At 63.4% G+C, this 14727-nt stretch carries 24 protein-coding genes; 1 reads left to right on the forward strand and 23 read right to left on the reverse strand.

Annotation, left to right across the window (positions count from 1 at the left end; all coding sequences use genetic code 11):
- From ACQCSY_RS16185 to ACQCSY_RS16240, 12 genes are all read right to left on the reverse strand, one after another.
- A complete protein-coding gene (locus tag ACQCSY_RS16185; protein ID WP_427130357.1) occupies positions 1-135 on the reverse strand; it encodes a hypothetical protein in 135 nt (44 codons plus the stop codon).
- Positions 128-304 carry a hypothetical protein gene (locus ACQCSY_RS16190; protein ID WP_427130359.1) on the reverse strand — a complete coding sequence of 59 codons (177 nt, stop codon included), beginning with the start codon at positions 302-304 and terminating at the stop codon, positions 128-130. The genes ACQCSY_RS16185 and ACQCSY_RS16190 overlap by 8 nt, the downstream gene beginning before the upstream one ends.
- Complete coding sequence (locus ACQCSY_RS16195) at positions 301-534, reverse strand: hypothetical protein (RefSeq protein WP_427130361.1); 234 nt, start codon at positions 532-534, stop codon at positions 301-303. Before ACQCSY_RS16195 ends, ACQCSY_RS16190 begins: the two co-directional genes overlap by 4 nt.
- Positions 531-902 (reverse strand): hypothetical protein, encoded by a 372-nt coding sequence (locus ACQCSY_RS16200; protein WP_427130363.1) that lies wholly within the window; start codon positions 900-902, stop codon positions 531-533. The genes ACQCSY_RS16195 and ACQCSY_RS16200 overlap by 4 nt, the downstream gene beginning before the upstream one ends.
- A gap of 220 nt (positions 903-1122) precedes the next feature.
- Complete coding sequence (locus ACQCSY_RS16205) at positions 1123-1410, reverse strand: hypothetical protein (RefSeq protein ID WP_427130364.1); 288 nt, start codon at positions 1408-1410, stop codon at positions 1123-1125.
- Entirely contained in the window at positions 1407-1739 is a 333-nt protein-coding gene (locus ACQCSY_RS16210; RefSeq protein WP_427130366.1) for a hypothetical protein, read from the reverse strand. The genes ACQCSY_RS16205 and ACQCSY_RS16210 overlap by 4 nt, the downstream gene beginning before the upstream one ends.
- A 17-nt stretch (positions 1740-1756) precedes the next feature.
- Entirely contained in the window at positions 1757-2581 is an 825-nt protein-coding gene (locus tag ACQCSY_RS16215; protein WP_427130368.1) for a hypothetical protein, read from the reverse strand.
- A 109-nt stretch (positions 2582-2690) separates the two neighbouring features.
- A complete protein-coding gene (locus ACQCSY_RS16220) occupies positions 2691-3155 on the reverse strand; it encodes a hypothetical protein (RefSeq protein ID WP_427130370.1) in 465 nt (154 codons plus the stop codon).
- The gene (locus tag ACQCSY_RS16225; protein WP_427130371.1) at positions 3152-3340 is read right to left on the reverse strand and encodes a hypothetical protein; all 189 of its coding nucleotides are present in this window, start codon (positions 3338-3340) and stop codon (positions 3152-3154) included. Before ACQCSY_RS16225 ends, ACQCSY_RS16220 begins: the two co-directional genes overlap by 4 nt.
- A gap of 147 nt (positions 3341-3487) precedes the next feature.
- Complete coding sequence (locus ACQCSY_RS16230) at positions 3488-3850, reverse strand: hypothetical protein (RefSeq protein WP_427130373.1); 363 nt, start codon at positions 3848-3850, stop codon at positions 3488-3490.
- A gap of 133 nt (positions 3851-3983) precedes the next feature.
- Positions 3984-4322, reverse strand: coding sequence for a hypothetical protein (locus ACQCSY_RS16235; RefSeq protein ID WP_427130375.1), 339 nt, complete (start codon positions 4320-4322; stop codon positions 3984-3986).
- 243 nt (positions 4323-4565) lie between these two features.
- The gene (locus tag ACQCSY_RS16240; RefSeq protein WP_427130376.1) at positions 4566-4913 is read right to left on the reverse strand and encodes a hypothetical protein; all 348 of its coding nucleotides are present in this window, start codon (positions 4911-4913) and stop codon (positions 4566-4568) included.
- Between the two features lie 112 nt (positions 4914-5025).
- Between ACQCSY_RS16240 and ACQCSY_RS16245 the strand changes: the two genes are divergently transcribed.
- A complete protein-coding gene (locus tag ACQCSY_RS16245) occupies positions 5026-5628 on the forward strand; it encodes a DUF4145 domain-containing protein (protein ID WP_427130378.1) in 603 nt (200 codons plus the stop codon).
- Positions 5629-5646: 18 nt separating this feature from the next.
- Here the strand turns inward: ACQCSY_RS16245 and ACQCSY_RS16250 are convergent, their stop codons facing one another.
- From ACQCSY_RS16250 to ACQCSY_RS16300, 11 genes are all read right to left on the reverse strand, one after another.
- Entirely contained in the window at positions 5647-8208 is a 2562-nt protein-coding gene (locus ACQCSY_RS16250) for a helicase-related protein (RefSeq protein ID WP_427130379.1), read from the reverse strand.
- A complete protein-coding gene (locus ACQCSY_RS16255) occupies positions 8205-9755 on the reverse strand; it encodes a DNA cytosine methyltransferase (protein WP_427130381.1) in 1551 nt (516 codons plus the stop codon). Before ACQCSY_RS16255 ends, ACQCSY_RS16250 begins: the two co-directional genes overlap by 4 nt.
- 73 nt (positions 9756-9828) lie before the next feature.
- Complete coding sequence (locus ACQCSY_RS16260; protein ID WP_427130383.1) at positions 9829-10104, reverse strand: hypothetical protein; 276 nt, start codon at positions 10102-10104, stop codon at positions 9829-9831.
- Complete coding sequence (dnaN, locus tag ACQCSY_RS16265) at positions 10101-11180, reverse strand: DNA polymerase III subunit beta (RefSeq protein ID WP_427130385.1); 1080 nt, start codon at positions 11178-11180, stop codon at positions 10101-10103. Before dnaN ends, ACQCSY_RS16260 begins: the two co-directional genes overlap by 4 nt.
- A complete protein-coding gene (locus tag ACQCSY_RS16270) occupies positions 11177-11461 on the reverse strand; it encodes a hypothetical protein (protein WP_427130386.1) in 285 nt (94 codons plus the stop codon). Before ACQCSY_RS16270 ends, dnaN begins: the two co-directional genes overlap by 4 nt.
- Positions 11458-11745, reverse strand: coding sequence for a glutaredoxin domain-containing protein (locus ACQCSY_RS16275; protein WP_427130388.1), 288 nt, complete (start codon positions 11743-11745; stop codon positions 11458-11460). The genes ACQCSY_RS16270 and ACQCSY_RS16275 overlap by 4 nt, the downstream gene beginning before the upstream one ends.
- Positions 11742-11957 (reverse strand): hypothetical protein, encoded by a 216-nt coding sequence (locus tag ACQCSY_RS16280; protein ID WP_427130390.1) that lies wholly within the window; start codon positions 11955-11957, stop codon positions 11742-11744. The genes ACQCSY_RS16275 and ACQCSY_RS16280 overlap by 4 nt, the downstream gene beginning before the upstream one ends.
- Entirely contained in the window at positions 11957-12265 is a 309-nt protein-coding gene (locus tag ACQCSY_RS16285) for a hypothetical protein (protein WP_427130391.1), read from the reverse strand. Before ACQCSY_RS16285 ends, ACQCSY_RS16280 begins: the two co-directional genes overlap by 1 nt.
- Before the next feature lie 52 nt (positions 12266-12317).
- Positions 12318-12851 (reverse strand): single-stranded DNA-binding protein, encoded by a 534-nt coding sequence (locus tag ACQCSY_RS16290; RefSeq protein WP_427130393.1) that lies wholly within the window; start codon positions 12849-12851, stop codon positions 12318-12320.
- A 2-nt stretch (positions 12852-12853) separates the two neighbouring features.
- Positions 12854-13810: a hypothetical protein gene (locus ACQCSY_RS16295; protein ID WP_427130395.1), complete on the reverse strand. Its 957-nt coding sequence runs from the start codon at positions 13808-13810 to the stop codon at positions 12854-12856.
- On the reverse strand, positions 13807-14658 hold the full coding sequence (locus tag ACQCSY_RS16300) for a hypothetical protein (protein ID WP_427130397.1): 852 nt from the start codon (positions 14656-14658) through the stop codon (positions 13807-13809). The genes ACQCSY_RS16295 and ACQCSY_RS16300 overlap by 4 nt, the downstream gene beginning before the upstream one ends.
- Positions 14659-14727: the final 69 nt, after the last annotated feature.

Genomic DNA, 14727 nt, shown 5'->3' on the forward strand with positions numbered 1-14727 from the left:
TCAGTTCCTTTCGGGGGTTTCGGTGCAGCCCTCTTCGAGGATGCGTCTGAGCCTGGGGAGGTCGAACACCCGGTTCCCGTCCATGATGCTCAGTGCGTGCAGGGCCCGCCGGATCGCTTGCTCGGATTCAGTCATTGAAGTGCACCTTGCAATCAGGGTTGGGTTCAATCTGCGAGCCGGGCTCGACGGCGCTTCCGTAGCGGGTCCATGTGCTCTCGGGTGTCCGGTAGCAGGTGCACGTCGAGGGCTGGTCCTGCACTCTGCTTTGGTGCCAGGACTCCGGGTCACGCACAGACCGGCTCATCTCGGCTTCCTTCCGTTGTGGAGCAGCGCGGTGCGAAGTTCCGGGTATCCGTTGGCTTTGTCGCACCAGTACGTCGGGCGATCCTTGGGGTAGCCGCGGCAGGTGTACGAGCACTTGAGGCAGACATCAGCGCAGTACATCGTGTCGCAGGTCTCGCAGCCGCCACACCATTCGTAGGGCATGAAGTCGTAACCCTTCACCATGCGGTGAACCAAGTCCCGTGCGCTCATCTCTGCGCCTTCCTGTCGTGAATGGCCTGGACGAGCGCCCGGCCGGCAGGGTCCGTGGCGCTTGCGTTGAGGATTTGCGCCACCCGGTACCCGTTGTAGGCCTGCCCGTTTGGGCGCGTCTCGTGGAATGCTGCGGCGGCTTCTCGGAGGGCTTCGGCTTTGGCTGCCGCCAGCAACGGCGCCAACACGGCGGCGAGGTGGGCGGCGAACAACTCGAACATTCTCGCTTCGCCTATCACGCCGTCAGTGGCGTAGTCGCATTCCGTGGCATCACACCATAATCGGCAGACGGTCGCGTAATCGTAGTCCATCTGAATATCAACGTTCGGGATGTGAGTCCGTAGTGTTGCGGCTATGTCCTGGGTCATTCGGCTACCTTTCGTTTCGTGCCGGCTGGCTTGTTCAGGATTGCCGCGCCGCCCCATGATGCGATTTTGACGTTCCACCATGCGCAGATACGCGCGATCCGCTCCGTGGGGTATGTCCCTGTCCATTTCGAGTATCCGCCGTCGTATGCGAGTTCGTAGTCAACAGACCAAGGCCCGCGCACTTTTGCAGTTCTGCGCGGTTTCGGATATAGCCGCTCCCTCATTCGGTTCCTTCTTTCAGCGCGGCAACCACAGTGCGGGCGACATTGCAGAAGTCCCGCTTCGCCCATTCAGGCAATTCATCCCACTCCAGCGTGTACGACTCATTCAGCGCCTTCGCCGCCCGTTCGATTGCTGCGTCGTTGAACATGACCGCATCAGCAGCGGCGAGGATGCGCTTGACGGTAGATCGGCACGCGGCGTTGATTTCGCGCTCAAGATCATCCGCCTGAGCTTCTTCCGTGTAGCCGGGGAAGGTCTTCGCTGCGGCTTCCACGCGGGCGCTCATGCCCCGCCTCCTAGCGCGGTCGTCAGGGCGGTGCGGATATCTCGCGCCATAGTGCCACGGCGTAGTGCTGGCGTCCGCTCCCAACGTTCCGCCAGCGCGGTCACGGCATCCACGGCGGCGATGAGGCGGGCCATGTCCGTGGGGGCGTGTGCGATGAACTCGGCGTCGGTGGGATACCAAGCCGTGCAGATGTCCTCCGAAGTGCTTGAGGGCTCCCGTTCGCTGTAGACCTCTTTGGCGTTTTCTAAGTGCTTGGAGTCGCGCCCTTGAAACCACGGTCCCGGTGTTGCGGCCGCGAGGCGTTCCCGGATCTGTTCTATCTCGTTCATGGTGGTGTCCTTGTCGGTCACTGGGTCACGTCCGGGTCGATCATGCGGTCCAGCAGTTCGAGGGCGGAGGTTTTGAGGGTTTCGACCGTGGGTGCGAGGGCGTCCCATGCGGCGTCCCGTGCGGCGACCCATGCGGCGTCCCCTGCGGCGACCCGTGCGGCGACCCATGCGGCGTCCCCTGCGGCGACCCATGCGGCGACCCGTGCGGCGACCCGTGCGGCGTCCCGTGCGGCGTCCCCTGCGGCGACCCGTGCGGCGACCCATGCGGCGTCCCCTGCGGCGACCCATGCGGCGTCCCATGCGGCGTCCCGTGCGGCGACCCATGCGGCGTCCCCTGCGGCGACCCGTGCGGCGACCCATGCGGCGACCCGTGCGGCGACCCGTGCGGCGACCCATGCGGCGCTAGCCTTCTCACGGCCAGCGCGGACAACAGGCCCGGCAGCCTCAGCCGACGCCAAATCCACAATCCGGCGCAAATCACGGAGCGCCTGAGCCTCCGCGGACAGGTTCGCCAGGTCAAGGAACGCGGGCGTGTACGTGCGGATCAGCCAATCCAACGCCATGTACGAACGCGCCTCGTCCTTCCCGTCACCTGCGGTGCCGACCATGCGGGGCAGGAACGGAACCAGTCGTTGCCGATCCTCCGTGCCCCACTGGTCGTTCAGGTTGATCGTGAACGTCCGCAAGACGGATGAGGCGCATTCCGGGGCGTCCGTGAAGCCGAGCCCGGCCAGCCAGGACACAACTTCCATAGCGCAATGTCCGGACTCAAAATCCGAGTGTGCGCCCTTATCCAGGGTGATGGTGTTCAGTGCTTCGAGTCGTTCGGTGATGATGCTCATTTGGTGCTCCTTGGTTCGGTGGTCATGAGTTCGGCGTACAGTGCCGGGTTGGTGAGGGCGAGGACGGCAAGGTTCCGGGCGAGATGCGGAGGGATGGTGCGGTCGGTGCTCACTGGTCGTCCTCCGGTTCGTGGCGGGCGCAGTAGTCGCCTTCGTGCTGGACCGGGTTCTCGCACCCGTAGCCGGGGTCCTCACGGGTCGCCGGGAACGTTGCGGCGCAGGTGTGCTCCCAGCCGGATTCGATGATGTCTTGGGCGGCGTCACGGAGTCGGCCTGCGTCGATGGCTGCCTGATTGGAGTGGGTGCGGTAGGACTCTGCCTGGAACCCTTCGCCGCCGTGACTGGCGGCCAGCATCCGCCAGTTGTTGGAGCTCCTGCTGATCAGTGCCGCCTGCGTCTTGAGGGCTTCGGCGGCGGCCTCCCGGCGGATCCCGGCGATCACCGGGGCGAGCGCGTCCAGGATCAGCGTGGACAGGTGGTCGTCCGCCTCCATCACATACGCGTCCTGGTACGTGGCGAACGCGGCGTCGATGGCCTCGTACGCGGCGGCACGGTCCTGCTCTTCGGCGTTCATGCGACACGATCCTTCTTCACGGCCCGGTACTCGGCTTCAAGCTGCCCCAGCCGCGTCCGTGCGGCTTCGGCGTCCGCGTAGGCAACATTCAGGGTCTCGGTCGTATCCGCCGCGTTACGACGCGATATGAGCACCTGCCGGTGCAGTTTCGCGGCCATCAGGTCCGGACTGATGTCGATGATCATCGTCATGACGTTCCCCCCACGGGATTAGTGTTTGAAATGAGTGTTGTGCGTGTTTCAAGTATCACACAGCGACAGTGATCTGTGAAGCATTTTCTGCTGAGTCCTTGACTTTTCGTGTCGCCGTCCCGCAAGAGGTGGCCGGGCACCCTAGCTACCCCTCAGCAGCTTTACGAACTCGCCGGCCGTCATCAAGACCCACTGGTCCTCGAACCTCCGCGTGCCCCGGCGCTTGGCTACCACGACACCGCAGAGTGCCTGGTAGTTGTCTGCTTCGACCGAGGCCTCGCGGGTCCACGTGGTCGGCTCCAGCTTCCCGCCGTAGTCCTTTGCTTCGATCGCGACCCGGGCACCGGATGCGTGCCGCACGTTGGCGACATCCCCGATATCCTTCGACCCTTTCCGGGGTGCCCTGTCGATGTCGGGGTTGCCGAGCTCCTTTGCCAGTCCGTCGGCTACGAGCTGTTCGAAAGCGGTGCCGGCCTGCTTGGCAGATGATCTGCTGCGTGTCATGTGGTGTCTCCAGTGGTTTGTATCGATGCCCGGAACATGTCCTGTTTCGGTGCTGCTGACCGTCCAGAATCGATCCGGGATCGTTTTACGAGTGGTTGGGCGTCTTGGGATTTTGAAGCCGTTAGAGAGGCTTCTAGCCGTCCGCGCATGTTTGGCAGATAAACGGCGGCTGGGTCGAGACCATGTGGCCCAGTGGTTTGCGTTCCAAGCATTCCTGGCACATGCGAATCCCGTTGTCCGTCTTGCCCTTGCCCGTCTTGGTCCAGTACTGCTCCCATGTGATGGCCGTGGGCGCCTGAGCCTTGGGGTCGTGCGCGGCCCGCATGCTTGCCGTGACGACGTCGGCGACCGGACGGTTCTCTTCAGCGAATCCTCGAAGGATCCCCATCACGGTCCCGTACTGCCAGCCCGGGCGGAGCGTGCGGATGACGTAGCTGATCGCTGAGGCCTGTTCCTGGTTGAAGCTGGGCATCTCTGCTCCTTTCGAGCTCGCACGTTCAGGTAGGTGAGATAGAGAAAATGTCTTGGAAGTTGAAGAGCAAAAGCAAAAGATGAGATTCAAGATCAAGGTGAGGCGTTAAATACTTGGTCTTGGTCTTGGTCTTGGTCTTGGGCACCTGAACGAACGCTGTGACTTCGCTTGAACGTGCGGCGTTCGTTCGCTGTAACACGATGGGCGTGTTCGGCGTAACACGTGCTGTGACAAACGCCGTGACTACTCCTTGGGCTTCTTGACTTTGGGGTGTGCTGCCCGCCATTCCGCCATACGGACGCGAGCAGCCTCCCTGTCTTCGAGCACCTTTTCCTTGGTCCGCTGATACTCCGACCATGACAGGAACTGGTAGTCCTCCCCGGCGGGCTCCCAGAATCCGGAATCGATGAGGACCTGCGCGAGGCGCTCACCTCCGGGCCACGATCTGACATACCAGGCGGGGACGAGTCCGTCCGTGAGGTAGTCGGTGCACAGTGTCCCGGCGAGGAGCCAAAGGCCCATTGCCTCCAGTCCTGCCCGTCTGCTTTTCGGATGCGAGTGCATCTTGTCATCCGCGTTGAACCACGACACGGGTATGCTCCTTACGTGTGCCCGCCCGCTGGGGGTGGGCATTTATTGCTGTTTGGGGGGAAAAGTCGAAATGGCTGTTCACAAATGCGGTTGGTGTGGAACAAATACGCACATGACCCCACATGGGCCGGGAGTCCTCGTTGCCGCCGGCATGGTGGCGGCAAAGATCGAAAACGGATTTCGGTGCGACGAGTGTGGGCGGATTTCCGTTGGTTCGCTTGAAACCAGGGAGCAGCCGGGCGGAGGGTATAGCGACGCATCGATGGAGATCTTCTGGAAGAATCGAGTGCCGGACACCTGGGCGCCAGCGTATGTCGAGGGACAGGACTTTCCAGACGTTCCGCCCCATATCGGAGATGCGGCAGGCGAGGCTCACAAATCGATGAGCATCGGAAACCTGAAGTCCGCCATCCTTATGGCCCGTACGGTTGTCGAAGCCACTGCCAAGAACAAGGGCATTACTTCCGGCAATCTCTTCAATAAGATCGACAAGCTGGCTGAAAAGAACTTCATCCGGGAATTCACGAAAGAGACCGCGCATGCCATCCGCGGTTTTGGCAATGATATGGCGCACGGAGATATCGAGCTTCCGGTCGACCATGATGATGCCGAAATGGTTCTGGATTTCATGGGCGCTCTGTTGATAGAGGTATTCCAAAACCCGGCTAAACTTGCCGCACTGCAGGCTAAAATCGAAGCGAGAAAACAGTCCTAGCTGGTTCATAAGCTCGGGCTACGCTCCGATGGCGTCGAAGAGCGTCGGCATGTCCTGCTTGCGTTCCTCAGCCTGGAGGTACTTCACGCCGTCGAGGAAGTATCCGGTGTTCAGCTCCGCGGCGCGTCCCTTGCGGCCGGCCTTGAGTGCCCTCACTGGGACGGTGAAGAGTCCGCCGAAAGGGTCGAAAACGGTCTCGCCGGGGTTGGAGTAACGCTCAATGAGGCGGTCCACGATGTCGAATTGGAGCGGGCAGACGTGCATGGCGACGTTGCGGCGGGCCTGCTCGCCGTTGAGGGTCAGCATCCGGTTCACGTCGTGCCAGACTTCGGGTGACCATGACCCGGGCATGAGGGACATGAATGTCGCGGGGAGCTTGCCCTTAGCCTCGAGCGTTTCGCCGATCCGGATGTGGGATTCGTAGTCGTAGACCTGGCGGAGCGTCTGGCCCGTGAAAGCCTTCGACAGCTGCTCCGGCGGGAGTCCTGCGAGCTCTTCCGTGGTGAGCGGCCGGTCGCCGCTGGAGCGCCAGTTGGCGTGCGCGTCGACCTGCCAGTGCGCCCGAGTGTAGGCCTCTTTGGTCTTGGTGACGGGGGTGTCGGCGTAGCCCTTGGAGCGGTCGGTCTGGGGCTTATGGAACAGCAGGATGTACTCGGGGGAGCCGACGCCCATCTTGGTGCCGTCCTTGCAGTTCTCAGACCATCCGAGCCGGTACGTCTGGTTGTTCTCCCTGACGACGTCGGTGACGACGGTGATCATGCCCATGTAGTCGAAGCCGTGTTTGATGCCGTGGAAGAGCGCCTCGGCGTGGAAGGGCGAAACGGTGGGGATGCCTGCGCCGGTGACGTTGCCGAACAGGATCCTGTCCTTGACGTGGCAGGCGTAGATCCGGCCGGGTGCCAGGACGCGGAGGAGCTGCGGAGTGAGGAAGTCCATCTGGGCCCAGAAGTGGTCGTTGTCGTCGGTGTGGCCGAAGTCGTTGTAGCTGGGCGTGTATTCGTAGTGGTTGCTGAAGGGGATGCTGGTGACGATGAGGTCGACGGAGTTGTCGGCCATGGTTCTTGTCTCGGCGACGCAGTCGTTGTTGGCGACGAGCCAGCCTTCGCCGGATGCTTCGATGCGGTCGATGCCCATGGCTCTGGTGAGTGCTTCATTGATGCCGGTCTGTGAGAGGCCGTGTTCTTTGATGATGGCGGTCATGTTCTGTGTCAGCTCCTTGTGCTGGGCCCACTTGGTTTTGAGGGTCGCCACGACTTCCGTTTCGGATTCGGCGTGGATGATGTGCGCATGGCACGTGCGGGTCTGACCGAAGCGCTGAATCCGGTGGATGGCCTGGATGAGGTCATTGAACTTGTACGTGACCCCGACGAAGACGGCCGTGTTGCACTGCTGCAGGTTCATGCCCTGGCCGAGCATGACCGGCTTGCCGATGAGCGCGTAGGTTTCCCGGTTACGCCACTGGTCGATGCGTCGCTCGGATTCCTCGGTGGTGAGGGAGCCGTGCACGGAGGAGTAGCTGAGGCCGGCGGCCTTCAGTGCCTTCTCGATCGCGGACTGTTCGTCGTTGAGGTCGCACCAGATGATGATCTGGTCGTCCGGGCCGCCGTTGTGCGCGGTGACGAGGCCCATCATGTGCTCGACACGAGAGGTGAGTGTGACGCGCTTTTCCCGGGCAGAGCCCTGCAGATCGAGTGCACCGCCACGGAAGAGGTGCGCTTGGCCGTCACGGTCCACGGTGACGTTGGCCCCGTGATCGACGGCCACCTCGTGGTAGGTGACGTCCAGTTCGGGCAGGTCGTAGCCCTCATCGCTGAATCCGAGGTCGGAAGGCTTCTGCAGGAAGATCGACCATGTGTTCAGCCAGAACCAAAATTCCCGTTCCTTGTGCGGGTAGAGGGTGAGGTTGTTCGCCTGCGTGGAGTCGCGCTGGAAGAACCGGGTGAGCGCCTGGCCGGTGTCCATGACGCCAAGGAATCCGGCGTAGTGGATGAGTTCCTTGTAGCGGTTCGGTGACGGTGTGGCGGTGGCGACGAACCTGAAGGGGACGTCCTCGAAGAGTGTGAGGAATGTCTGGTAGGTCTTGGAGCCGAAGCTGCGCAGGACGGACGCCTCATCGAGTGACACGGCGGTGAAGATGTTGGGGTCGAGCTTGCCGTCGCGCACGGATTCGTAGTTGGTGATGTAGATCCCGTCGCCGTCCATTTCGGCGGCCGTGCGGATGAAGCGGGCCTCGACGCCGAGCATGGTCGCGTCGCGGATGAACTCCTGCCGGACGCCGAGCGGGCAGACAATCAGCCCGGATCCGCCCTTCTCTGCGGTGATAATCCTCAGGGTCTCGATCTGCATCACGGACTTGCCGAGACCGAAGCTGGCGAAGATCGCCCGCCGGCCGCCCTTGACTGCCCATTGCACGATGGCCGCCTGGTGGTCTTTCAGGATGGGGTTGATGTCGGCGGCGGCAATGTCGAAGCCGAACGTCTTGTCGAAGTTGACCTTCTCGCGGAGGAAGTCCGCGTAGTCCATGGATGTCACTTCCGGCTCAGCCTTTGCGTACTGGCCCAGCGCGTTGCGGGGGCTCATGCGTTCACCAGCGTCTCTGCCATGCAGGCGACGAGGTCGCGGGCGGCCGGGGGAGTGACAGCATTCCCGGCCATCTTCACCTGCTCCCGCTTGTTGCCGAGCATGATGTACTCCTTCGGGAACGCCATGCCTGCCTTGATCTCGTGGGGCTCGAGCATCCGGAACTCGCAGTCGTCCACGTCCGGGACTTTCCATTCGGCCAGGCCATGGTGGAGCCCGTTGGCCGCGAAGGTATCGAGGGGCTGCCCGACGTCCTTGGGTGCGTTCGTCCCGCGCAGGGTCGTGATCATGGCGAACCGGTCGTGCGTGGTAATGGTCGGGATGGCCTTGGACGTCGGGTGCATCTGCCCGTTGCCGTAGTACTCCATGAGCATGTGATCCAGCGGCGCAGTGAGTAGGGCGGTTTCGTTGCGGGTCGTCTGCGTCCGCATGGCCTCGTGCACGGCCTGGGCCTGCTTTCCTTCGCGGCCCTCGACCGGAACGAGTAGGGATTCGTGATTGCCGCCAGCCACGAGAGTGCGCAGCGTGCCGTGAATTGTGTCCGTACGGGTCGAGTCCGAACCGCTGAGGTTGTTGATGATCAGCGGCGTGAGCAGGCCTCGCGTGTAGCTCGTCGTCTGGGTTGCGAATGCTTCGCGATCGACCGGCGTGAGGATCTGGGAACCGCGCACGGAATCGACGGCGAGGCGCTGGTTGCCGTACTTGGCGAGCCCGGCCCGGATCCTTGCCAGGGTCTTGTCCGCGAGGGGCCTCTTGCGGTCCCCGATGCGTTCCCCGCGGAGGGTCCAGTCGATCGCATGGGACGCCGGCAGCCAGCCCGGTTCGACGATGGCGTTCTTGCAGGCAGCCTTGGGGCAGCGGTAGTTGTACTGGGCCCGGTAGCGTCCCCACTGCTCGGCCTTCTTGAAGACCTGCATGGCGTCCACGACTTCGTCGCAGCTGGCGCAGTAGGCCTTGGGCCGGAAGTACTTCTCGACGTCGGGCGCCTTGTTGCCCTTCAGCCAGAAGAGCACGTACATGCGGTCGCGGGACTGCGGCGCCGGGAGCCCGCCGTGCTGGGCGTGCATGCTGTTCAGGTACTGGATGCGGTGCTCGTAGCCGAGGGAGGTCATGGCCATCAGCCAGGCGTCGAACATGACCCACTTGGCGGCGTCCACGACGTTCTCGGTGATGATGGCCCGGTACTTGTGGACCTCGGCGAAGCGGGGCACGTCCCACATGGTGGCGCGGGACCGGTCAGCTGCCTCATCGGGCAGGCTGTCGCCGAACAAGTCCGCCTGACTCGTGACCCTCTTGCGGCCCTTGGCCACGGAATGGTTGGTGCACTCGGGGGAGGCCCAGAGGATGTCGGAGTGCCCGATGTATCTCGGGTCGGTTTCCTTGATGTCCGCCTGCACGTGGATGGTGTCGGGGTGGTTGGCGTTGTGCGAGTCGAGCGCCTTCTGCCAGTGGTTCAGCGCGGTCTTCACACTGATGCCCGGGATCATCGTCGCCCCGGTGGAGCTGCCGCCGGCACCGCAGAACATGTCAGTCATCGTGAGGCTCAAAGGGTTCTCCTGATGGTCGGGGTGATGATTTTTGATGTTCTGAACACGTTCTGAAGTGACAACTTGGCGGCACTCAAAGGGATCTCCTGAAGTCATCGGTGAGTAGGGTGCACGGCTCGTAGGGGCAGCTGGCCCACAGGCTCAGTCCGTGCGCGGTGTCGTGCCAGTCCGCGAGGTGTCGTCGGTTGGTTTCGTGGTCCGGGACGCCCATGTCGTCGTAGGCGCCACCGGGGCAGTCGTCTTCGTGGTGGTAGCCGTTCTCTTCGAGGAAGTCCTCATCGATGTCGACATCGACGTCAACCGTCACGGAGCGGACCTTGAACTTCCGCTCGATACGTGGGGCGCTCACGGGAGCCTCACGGGCATGAGCAGGTGGCGGAGGCCTTCGGTTCCGGAGACGAGCGCAGGCTTCGCGGTGTTCTCTTGGAATCCGAGTACAACGTCGGCCGCCGGGGTGACGGCGAGGGACCATGCCAGGTATCCGGGATTGAAGGCCACGACGACGTCGGCGCCTGACACGACGCACTGGAGGGTTTCCCGGCCCTGCGCGTCTTCGCCCGTCCCGGCCTCCACGGTCATGGAGCCGCCGGCGGTCGTCAGTTTGACCGGCGTGTTGCGCTCGGCGACGAGTGCAACACGCGAGAGCACGTCTGCGAATTCGTCGCGGTCGAGGGTGATCTCGGTGGGGGCGCTGTCCGGGAAGAGTGCCTTGATCTTGGGGTAGTCGCCGTCGAGCATGATCGACGTCGTTGCCCGATTCCCGGTGCGGATGCCAACGAGGTTGCCGTCGGCGAGGATGGACGCTTCCCCGGCGAGGGTCTTGATGACGTCGGCCAGCCAGGATCCGCGAACGAGAAGGTTGATGTCTTCCCCGGTGGGGCGCCACGGGATGACGACTTCAGCGAGCCGGTAGCGGTCGGTGGTGCGCATGATCAGATCGGCACCTTCGGAGACGATCTGGACGCCCATGAGGACCGGCACGGAATCGTCGGTGGAGGCGGCGCCGATGATCTGGCTGACAGCGGCGGCGAACACGTCGCCGTCGATAGTACCGGCGACTGGCGGGAGGTCTGGCATGGGCGGGAACTCGGCGACCGGCATGGGATGCATGGTGAAGACGGCGGTCCCGGCAGTGAGAGTGGCCTTGCGCTCATCGACGGTGACCGTGACGGTCTTCTTCCCGAACTTGCGGATGATGTCCGCGAACATGCGGCCCTGCAGCAGGACAGTGCCGGGCTCGGTGACATCGGCGGCGACCTGGGTGCGGGCGGACTTCTCGTAGTCGAAGCCGCTGATGCGGAGGCCGCCCGTCTGCGCCTCGATCAGGAGTCCGGAGAGGACGGGGACGGGTGGCCTGGGGCTGAGGCCTTTGGATGCGAACGACGTGGCCTCGGCGAGGGCGTCCGCTGTGACGGTGAATTTCATGAGGCTCTTCTTTCGGGGGTTGAGGTGGCGTGCATCCAGAGGTCAAGGGCTACTTGCAGTTCGCCGGCCGCGTCGGCGAGGTTGATCTGCACGGCGTTGATGTTGCGGCGGGTGGCTTCGGTGTCGCCGCCGTAGGTGGTGGCGTCCTTGTGCGCGAGGTGCGCCGTCTTCAGCCGGTGTTCCCATGCGTTTTTGATCTGCCGGGCTTCGTCGTAGCGGGCCTTGAGGATCTGGGCTTCGGTGGGCCGAACGTGCCTTATCCGGATCCGGGTGGCGGTCACGACATGGCCTTGATCGCGTCGAGCTTGTCCGGCCGATAGCCCTGCCAGTGGTCATCTACGCCGTCGATGGTGGTCGCGACGACCGGGGCGCCCATGTAGCCGAGGGCCTTTATGGCGCGGAGGTCGTCCAGGTTCACCGAGACGTCCGACTCGCGGAACGGGATGCCGTGCTTGTTGAGGAATCTCTTGATGGCCTTGCAGGGCTGGCACTGGGGCTTGGTGTAGACGGTGACGTGCATGTTGCTCTTTCGTGCAGCGGGGAGGTGGGCGACGGTGGAGGTCATGAGCCGACCTTGATTCCGTGCTTCTTGAGGACTGAGTCGGGGATGAGGCGGCCTTTGCTGAGGCCGCGGTCGTGCCGGTAGGTCTGCATGTAGTCGGCGATGGCTCGCTTGCAGCCGGGGCAGGATTCGGTCCCGTTGCGGAGGTGGCGCCGGTATCCGGAGGGTGTGCCGCAGGATTCGTAGATGGCCGGGCCATCCTTTGTGTCGCCCATCAGATCCCCATCTCCCGCCCGGTATGGGCCTTTTCGTGGGCGACGGTTACGTCGGCCTCCCAGCCGCACATGCCTTCAGGGTGGTGCCAGAACCATTCGCCGGCATGGGTCTTGGATTCGAAGACGAGCGGTCTTCTTTCGGAGCTGGTCCGGACGTGCGCGAGGGCCTCGTCGTAAGTGGGGAAGGATCGCTTGCCTTCGGCATGGGGGCCATAGACGTGCCGCGGCGGGGTGGTTTCCCACTGGGGGGAGCCGGTGATGAAGTTGGCTTTCTGGCGGATGTGCCACTTGCCGGTCTTGTTTTTCACTGGTGTCTCCTGATTTGGTAAAACACTGAACAGAGAGGACAAAAAAGGGGGTTTAGAACGGCGGCTCTGAGTCGGGCCCGTTGCCCCAGACCCCGCCGTTCCCTGCGCCATGCGGGGGTGTGGCCCACGGGTCTTTCTGCGCTGCGGCCTGACCGCCGCCCCAGTTGCCGCCGGCGGCTTGGCCGTGCTGGCCGCCACCCTGGCCGCCGGTGTTGCCAGCACGCTGCGTCCGGTTGACCTTTGCGTTCGCGTACCGGAGGCTGGGGCCAATCTCGTCCACCTCCAGTTCAATCACGGTGCGCTTCTCACCTTCTTTGGTGTCATAGGAGCGCTGCTTGAGGCGGCCGGAGACGATGACGCGCATTCCCTTCGTTAGGGACTCGGCCACGTTTTCGGCAGCATCCCGCCAGACTGAGGCCCGGAGGAACAGCGTCTCGCCGTCCTTCCATTCATTGGACTGGCGGTCGAACGTCCGGGGCGTGGACGCGATCGTGAAGTTTGCTACGGCTGACCCGTTGGGGTTGAAGCGGAGTTCGGGGTCGTTGGTGAGGTTTCCGATGACTGTGATGATGGTTTCGTTGGCCATGGTTATGCTGCGTCCGTTTCGTGTTCGTCGATGAGGCGGTGGGCTTCGGCTTTGGTGAGGTCCCGGGAGGAGTTGATGGGTCGCTCGAGGTAGGTGGACAGGTACTTGAGCTTGTCGTCGCGCTCGGTGAGGCCCTGCTCTTGAAGGACGATGTTGAGCTTGGTGAGTTGCGCCGTGGTGATCGGATCGAGAATGGGCTCCGGTTCGGCCGGCAGGGACTCCTCGAGGTCATCCTGCGGGGCGTCGTGCACCACGTCGGGGAGGGCAGGTGTGGGGGCCTTCGCACGCTGAATGGTGCGCTTGGCCTTGGGCGCCTCCGCCGATGACGGCGCAGGGTCGGGAGATTCACCTAAGTCCTCGAGCTCGAGTTCTTCGACGCTGTACGCCATGCCGAGGAGGACGTCAGGGAATACGACGCGGCATGCTTCAGCGGCAGACTTGGCACCGAGCATTGCGATCGGATCGGACTCGTATTTCGCGTTGCTCGTATACCCGGCCTTGCGGGCGCGTGCCATGTCCCACGTAAAGTACTGCCAGTCAGCGTCGCCCTTGCGACGGGCCTTGTAGGTGACGCTCTGATTCGTCGCTTCAGTTCGTGTGCAGTCGTGCCCCTGCGCGAGCACGAGCGCAACCATCGTCCGGGCGTACATGCTCGGCATACCGTGAACGGGAAAGATGTTTTGGACCGACTGCATGGGGTCGAGGCCGACGGACTTTCCGGCCAGGATGATCGCAGCGGCGTCATTGGTCAGCTCGTCCTGATTCTTCCATCCATCCTTGCCCTTCTTGCGGAGCCCCATGGGGAGGAAGCTAGACATGGCCAGAGCCCGGCCGAGCTGGTGGGCTGCGGCGAGTTCGGCCGCCCATTCATGAAGCTGAATTACGGCTGCTGTCTGCGGCAGGCCGTGTCCGGGCGTCGACAATGCGCCGACCTGGTTGAGTGTTGCTACTTCGCTCATGCTGCTTCTACTTTCTGTTCGATGTTGACGGGTGTGCCGACGATGGCGTCGCGGAGTTTGGTGGTCTTGTGCGTGTAAGCTGCGGCCAGGAACATGGCATAGTGGCCGTTCATCTCGTCCCGGTTCTTGGCGAGCGGGTAGAGCGTGGTGCCGAGCGGTGCGTCGCCGTACCGGGCGTTGACGCCGTCCCGGTCCATGGGGGTCACGTGGGCGACATAGGTGGCGACGATCTCGGGCATGGGCTGCTCGTTGCCATCGGCGTCCATGTAGAACTCGGCGAGTGAGTAGGCGGCCGTCTGCAGTCCGGTTTCCCCGTAGACGAACTTGGAGGTTTTGAGGTCGACCATGACCGGGGCCCCCCCGTTGAGCAGGGGTGAGGTGCCGATCATGTCGAACATCCCGGCCCACCAGTCGGTGCGGTTCGCACACGGCCGCTCGGTCAGGAGCGGGGTGATCTGGAAGCGGTCGAGGAAGTCTGCGTAGCCTTCGACGTATCCGGCGAGGTCATCGGGCACGTCCTCCACGGACCCGGTGGTAGCCAGTGCTTCGGCGAAGTCGTGAACGGCGGTGCCGCGCACTGCGGCCTCGTCGCGGACCTTGGTGGGCAGTTCCTTGAGTTCGCGGATAGCGGCGTCCGGGTCGCCGTTGAGCAGTTCATCGACGCGGGTCCGGTTGTCGGGGTGGACCACCCATTCAGCGACGACGCGGGGCGCCCAGCGGACCAGCGCCGGCTTCGGGATGCCGCCGCCCAGGATCGTGGTCACGCCGGTGACGGGGAGCCCGTCGAGCTTGTATCGGTGGCCGTTGTGGGTGAAGGTCAGGCCTTTCGGCGCTGTCTTGGTGCTCATCGCGTTGCCTCCTGCTTTTCGGTCCAAGCGTTCATGCGTGCTTGGGTTGGGTTGATGTGGCCGGAGGTG

Source organism: Pseudarthrobacter sp. S9, from assembly GCF_050156545.1.
Classification (GTDB): Bacteria; Actinomycetota; Actinomycetes; order Actinomycetales; family Micrococcaceae; genus Arthrobacter.

Excerpts from the sequence above, each read along its gene's own strand:
- ACQCSY_RS16185 (WP_427130357.1), bottom strand. The coding sequence starts at position 135 with ATGACTGAATCCGAGCAAGCGATCCGGCGGGCCCTGCACGCACTGAGC.
- ACQCSY_RS16190 (WP_427130359.1), bottom strand. The coding sequence starts at position 304 with ATGAGCCGGTCTGTGCGTGACCCGGAGTCCTGGCACCAAAGCAGAGTG.
- ACQCSY_RS16195 (WP_427130361.1), bottom strand. The coding sequence starts at position 534 with ATGAGCGCACGGGACTTGGTTCACCGCATGGTGAAGGGTTACGACTTC.
- ACQCSY_RS16200 (WP_427130363.1), bottom strand. The coding sequence starts at position 902 with ATGACCCAGGACATAGCCGCAACACTACGGACTCACATCCCGAACGTT.
- ACQCSY_RS16205 (WP_427130364.1), bottom strand. The coding sequence starts at position 1,410 with ATGAGCGCCCGCGTGGAAGCCGCAGCGAAGACCTTCCCCGGCTACACG.
- ACQCSY_RS16210 (WP_427130366.1), bottom strand. The coding sequence starts at position 1,739 with ATGAACGAGATAGAACAGATCCGGGAACGCCTCGCGGCCGCAACACCG.
- ACQCSY_RS16215 (WP_427130368.1), bottom strand. The coding sequence starts at position 2,581 with ATGAGCATCATCACCGAACGACTCGAAGCACTGAACACCATCACCCTG.
- ACQCSY_RS16220 (WP_427130370.1), bottom strand. The coding sequence starts at position 3,155 with ATGAACGCCGAAGAGCAGGACCGTGCCGCCGCGTACGAGGCCATCGAC.
- ACQCSY_RS16225 (WP_427130371.1), bottom strand. The coding sequence starts at position 3,340 with ATGATCATCGACATCAGTCCGGACCTGATGGCCGCGAAACTGCACCGG.
- ACQCSY_RS16230 (WP_427130373.1), bottom strand. The coding sequence starts at position 3,850 with ATGACACGCAGCAGATCATCTGCCAAGCAGGCCGGCACCGCTTTCGAA.
- ACQCSY_RS16235 (WP_427130375.1), bottom strand. The coding sequence starts at position 4,322 with ATGCCCAGCTTCAACCAGGAACAGGCCTCAGCGATCAGCTACGTCATC.
- ACQCSY_RS16245 (WP_427130378.1), top strand. The coding sequence starts at position 5,026 with ATGACCCCACATGGGCCGGGAGTCCTCGTTGCCGCCGGCATGGTGGCG.
- ACQCSY_RS16250 (WP_427130379.1), bottom strand. The coding sequence starts at position 8,208 with ATGAGCCCCCGCAACGCGCTGGGCCAGTACGCAAAGGCTGAGCCGGAA.
- dnaN (WP_427130385.1), bottom strand. The coding sequence starts at position 11,180 with ATGAAATTCACCGTCACAGCGGACGCCCTCGCCGAGGCCACGTCGTTC.
- ACQCSY_RS16275 (WP_427130388.1), bottom strand. The coding sequence starts at position 11,745 with ATGACCTCCACCGTCGCCCACCTCCCCGCTGCACGAAAGAGCAACATG.
- ACQCSY_RS16280 (WP_427130390.1), bottom strand. The coding sequence starts at position 11,957 with ATGGGCGACACAAAGGATGGCCCGGCCATCTACGAATCCTGCGGCACA.
- ACQCSY_RS16290 (WP_427130393.1), bottom strand. The coding sequence starts at position 12,851 with ATGGCCAACGAAACCATCATCACAGTCATCGGAAACCTCACCAACGAC.
- ACQCSY_RS16295 (WP_427130395.1), bottom strand. The coding sequence starts at position 13,810 with ATGAGCGAAGTAGCAACACTCAACCAGGTCGGCGCATTGTCGACGCCC.
- ACQCSY_RS16300 (WP_427130397.1), bottom strand. The coding sequence starts at position 14,658 with ATGAGCACCAAGACAGCGCCGAAAGGCCTGACCTTCACCCACAACGGC.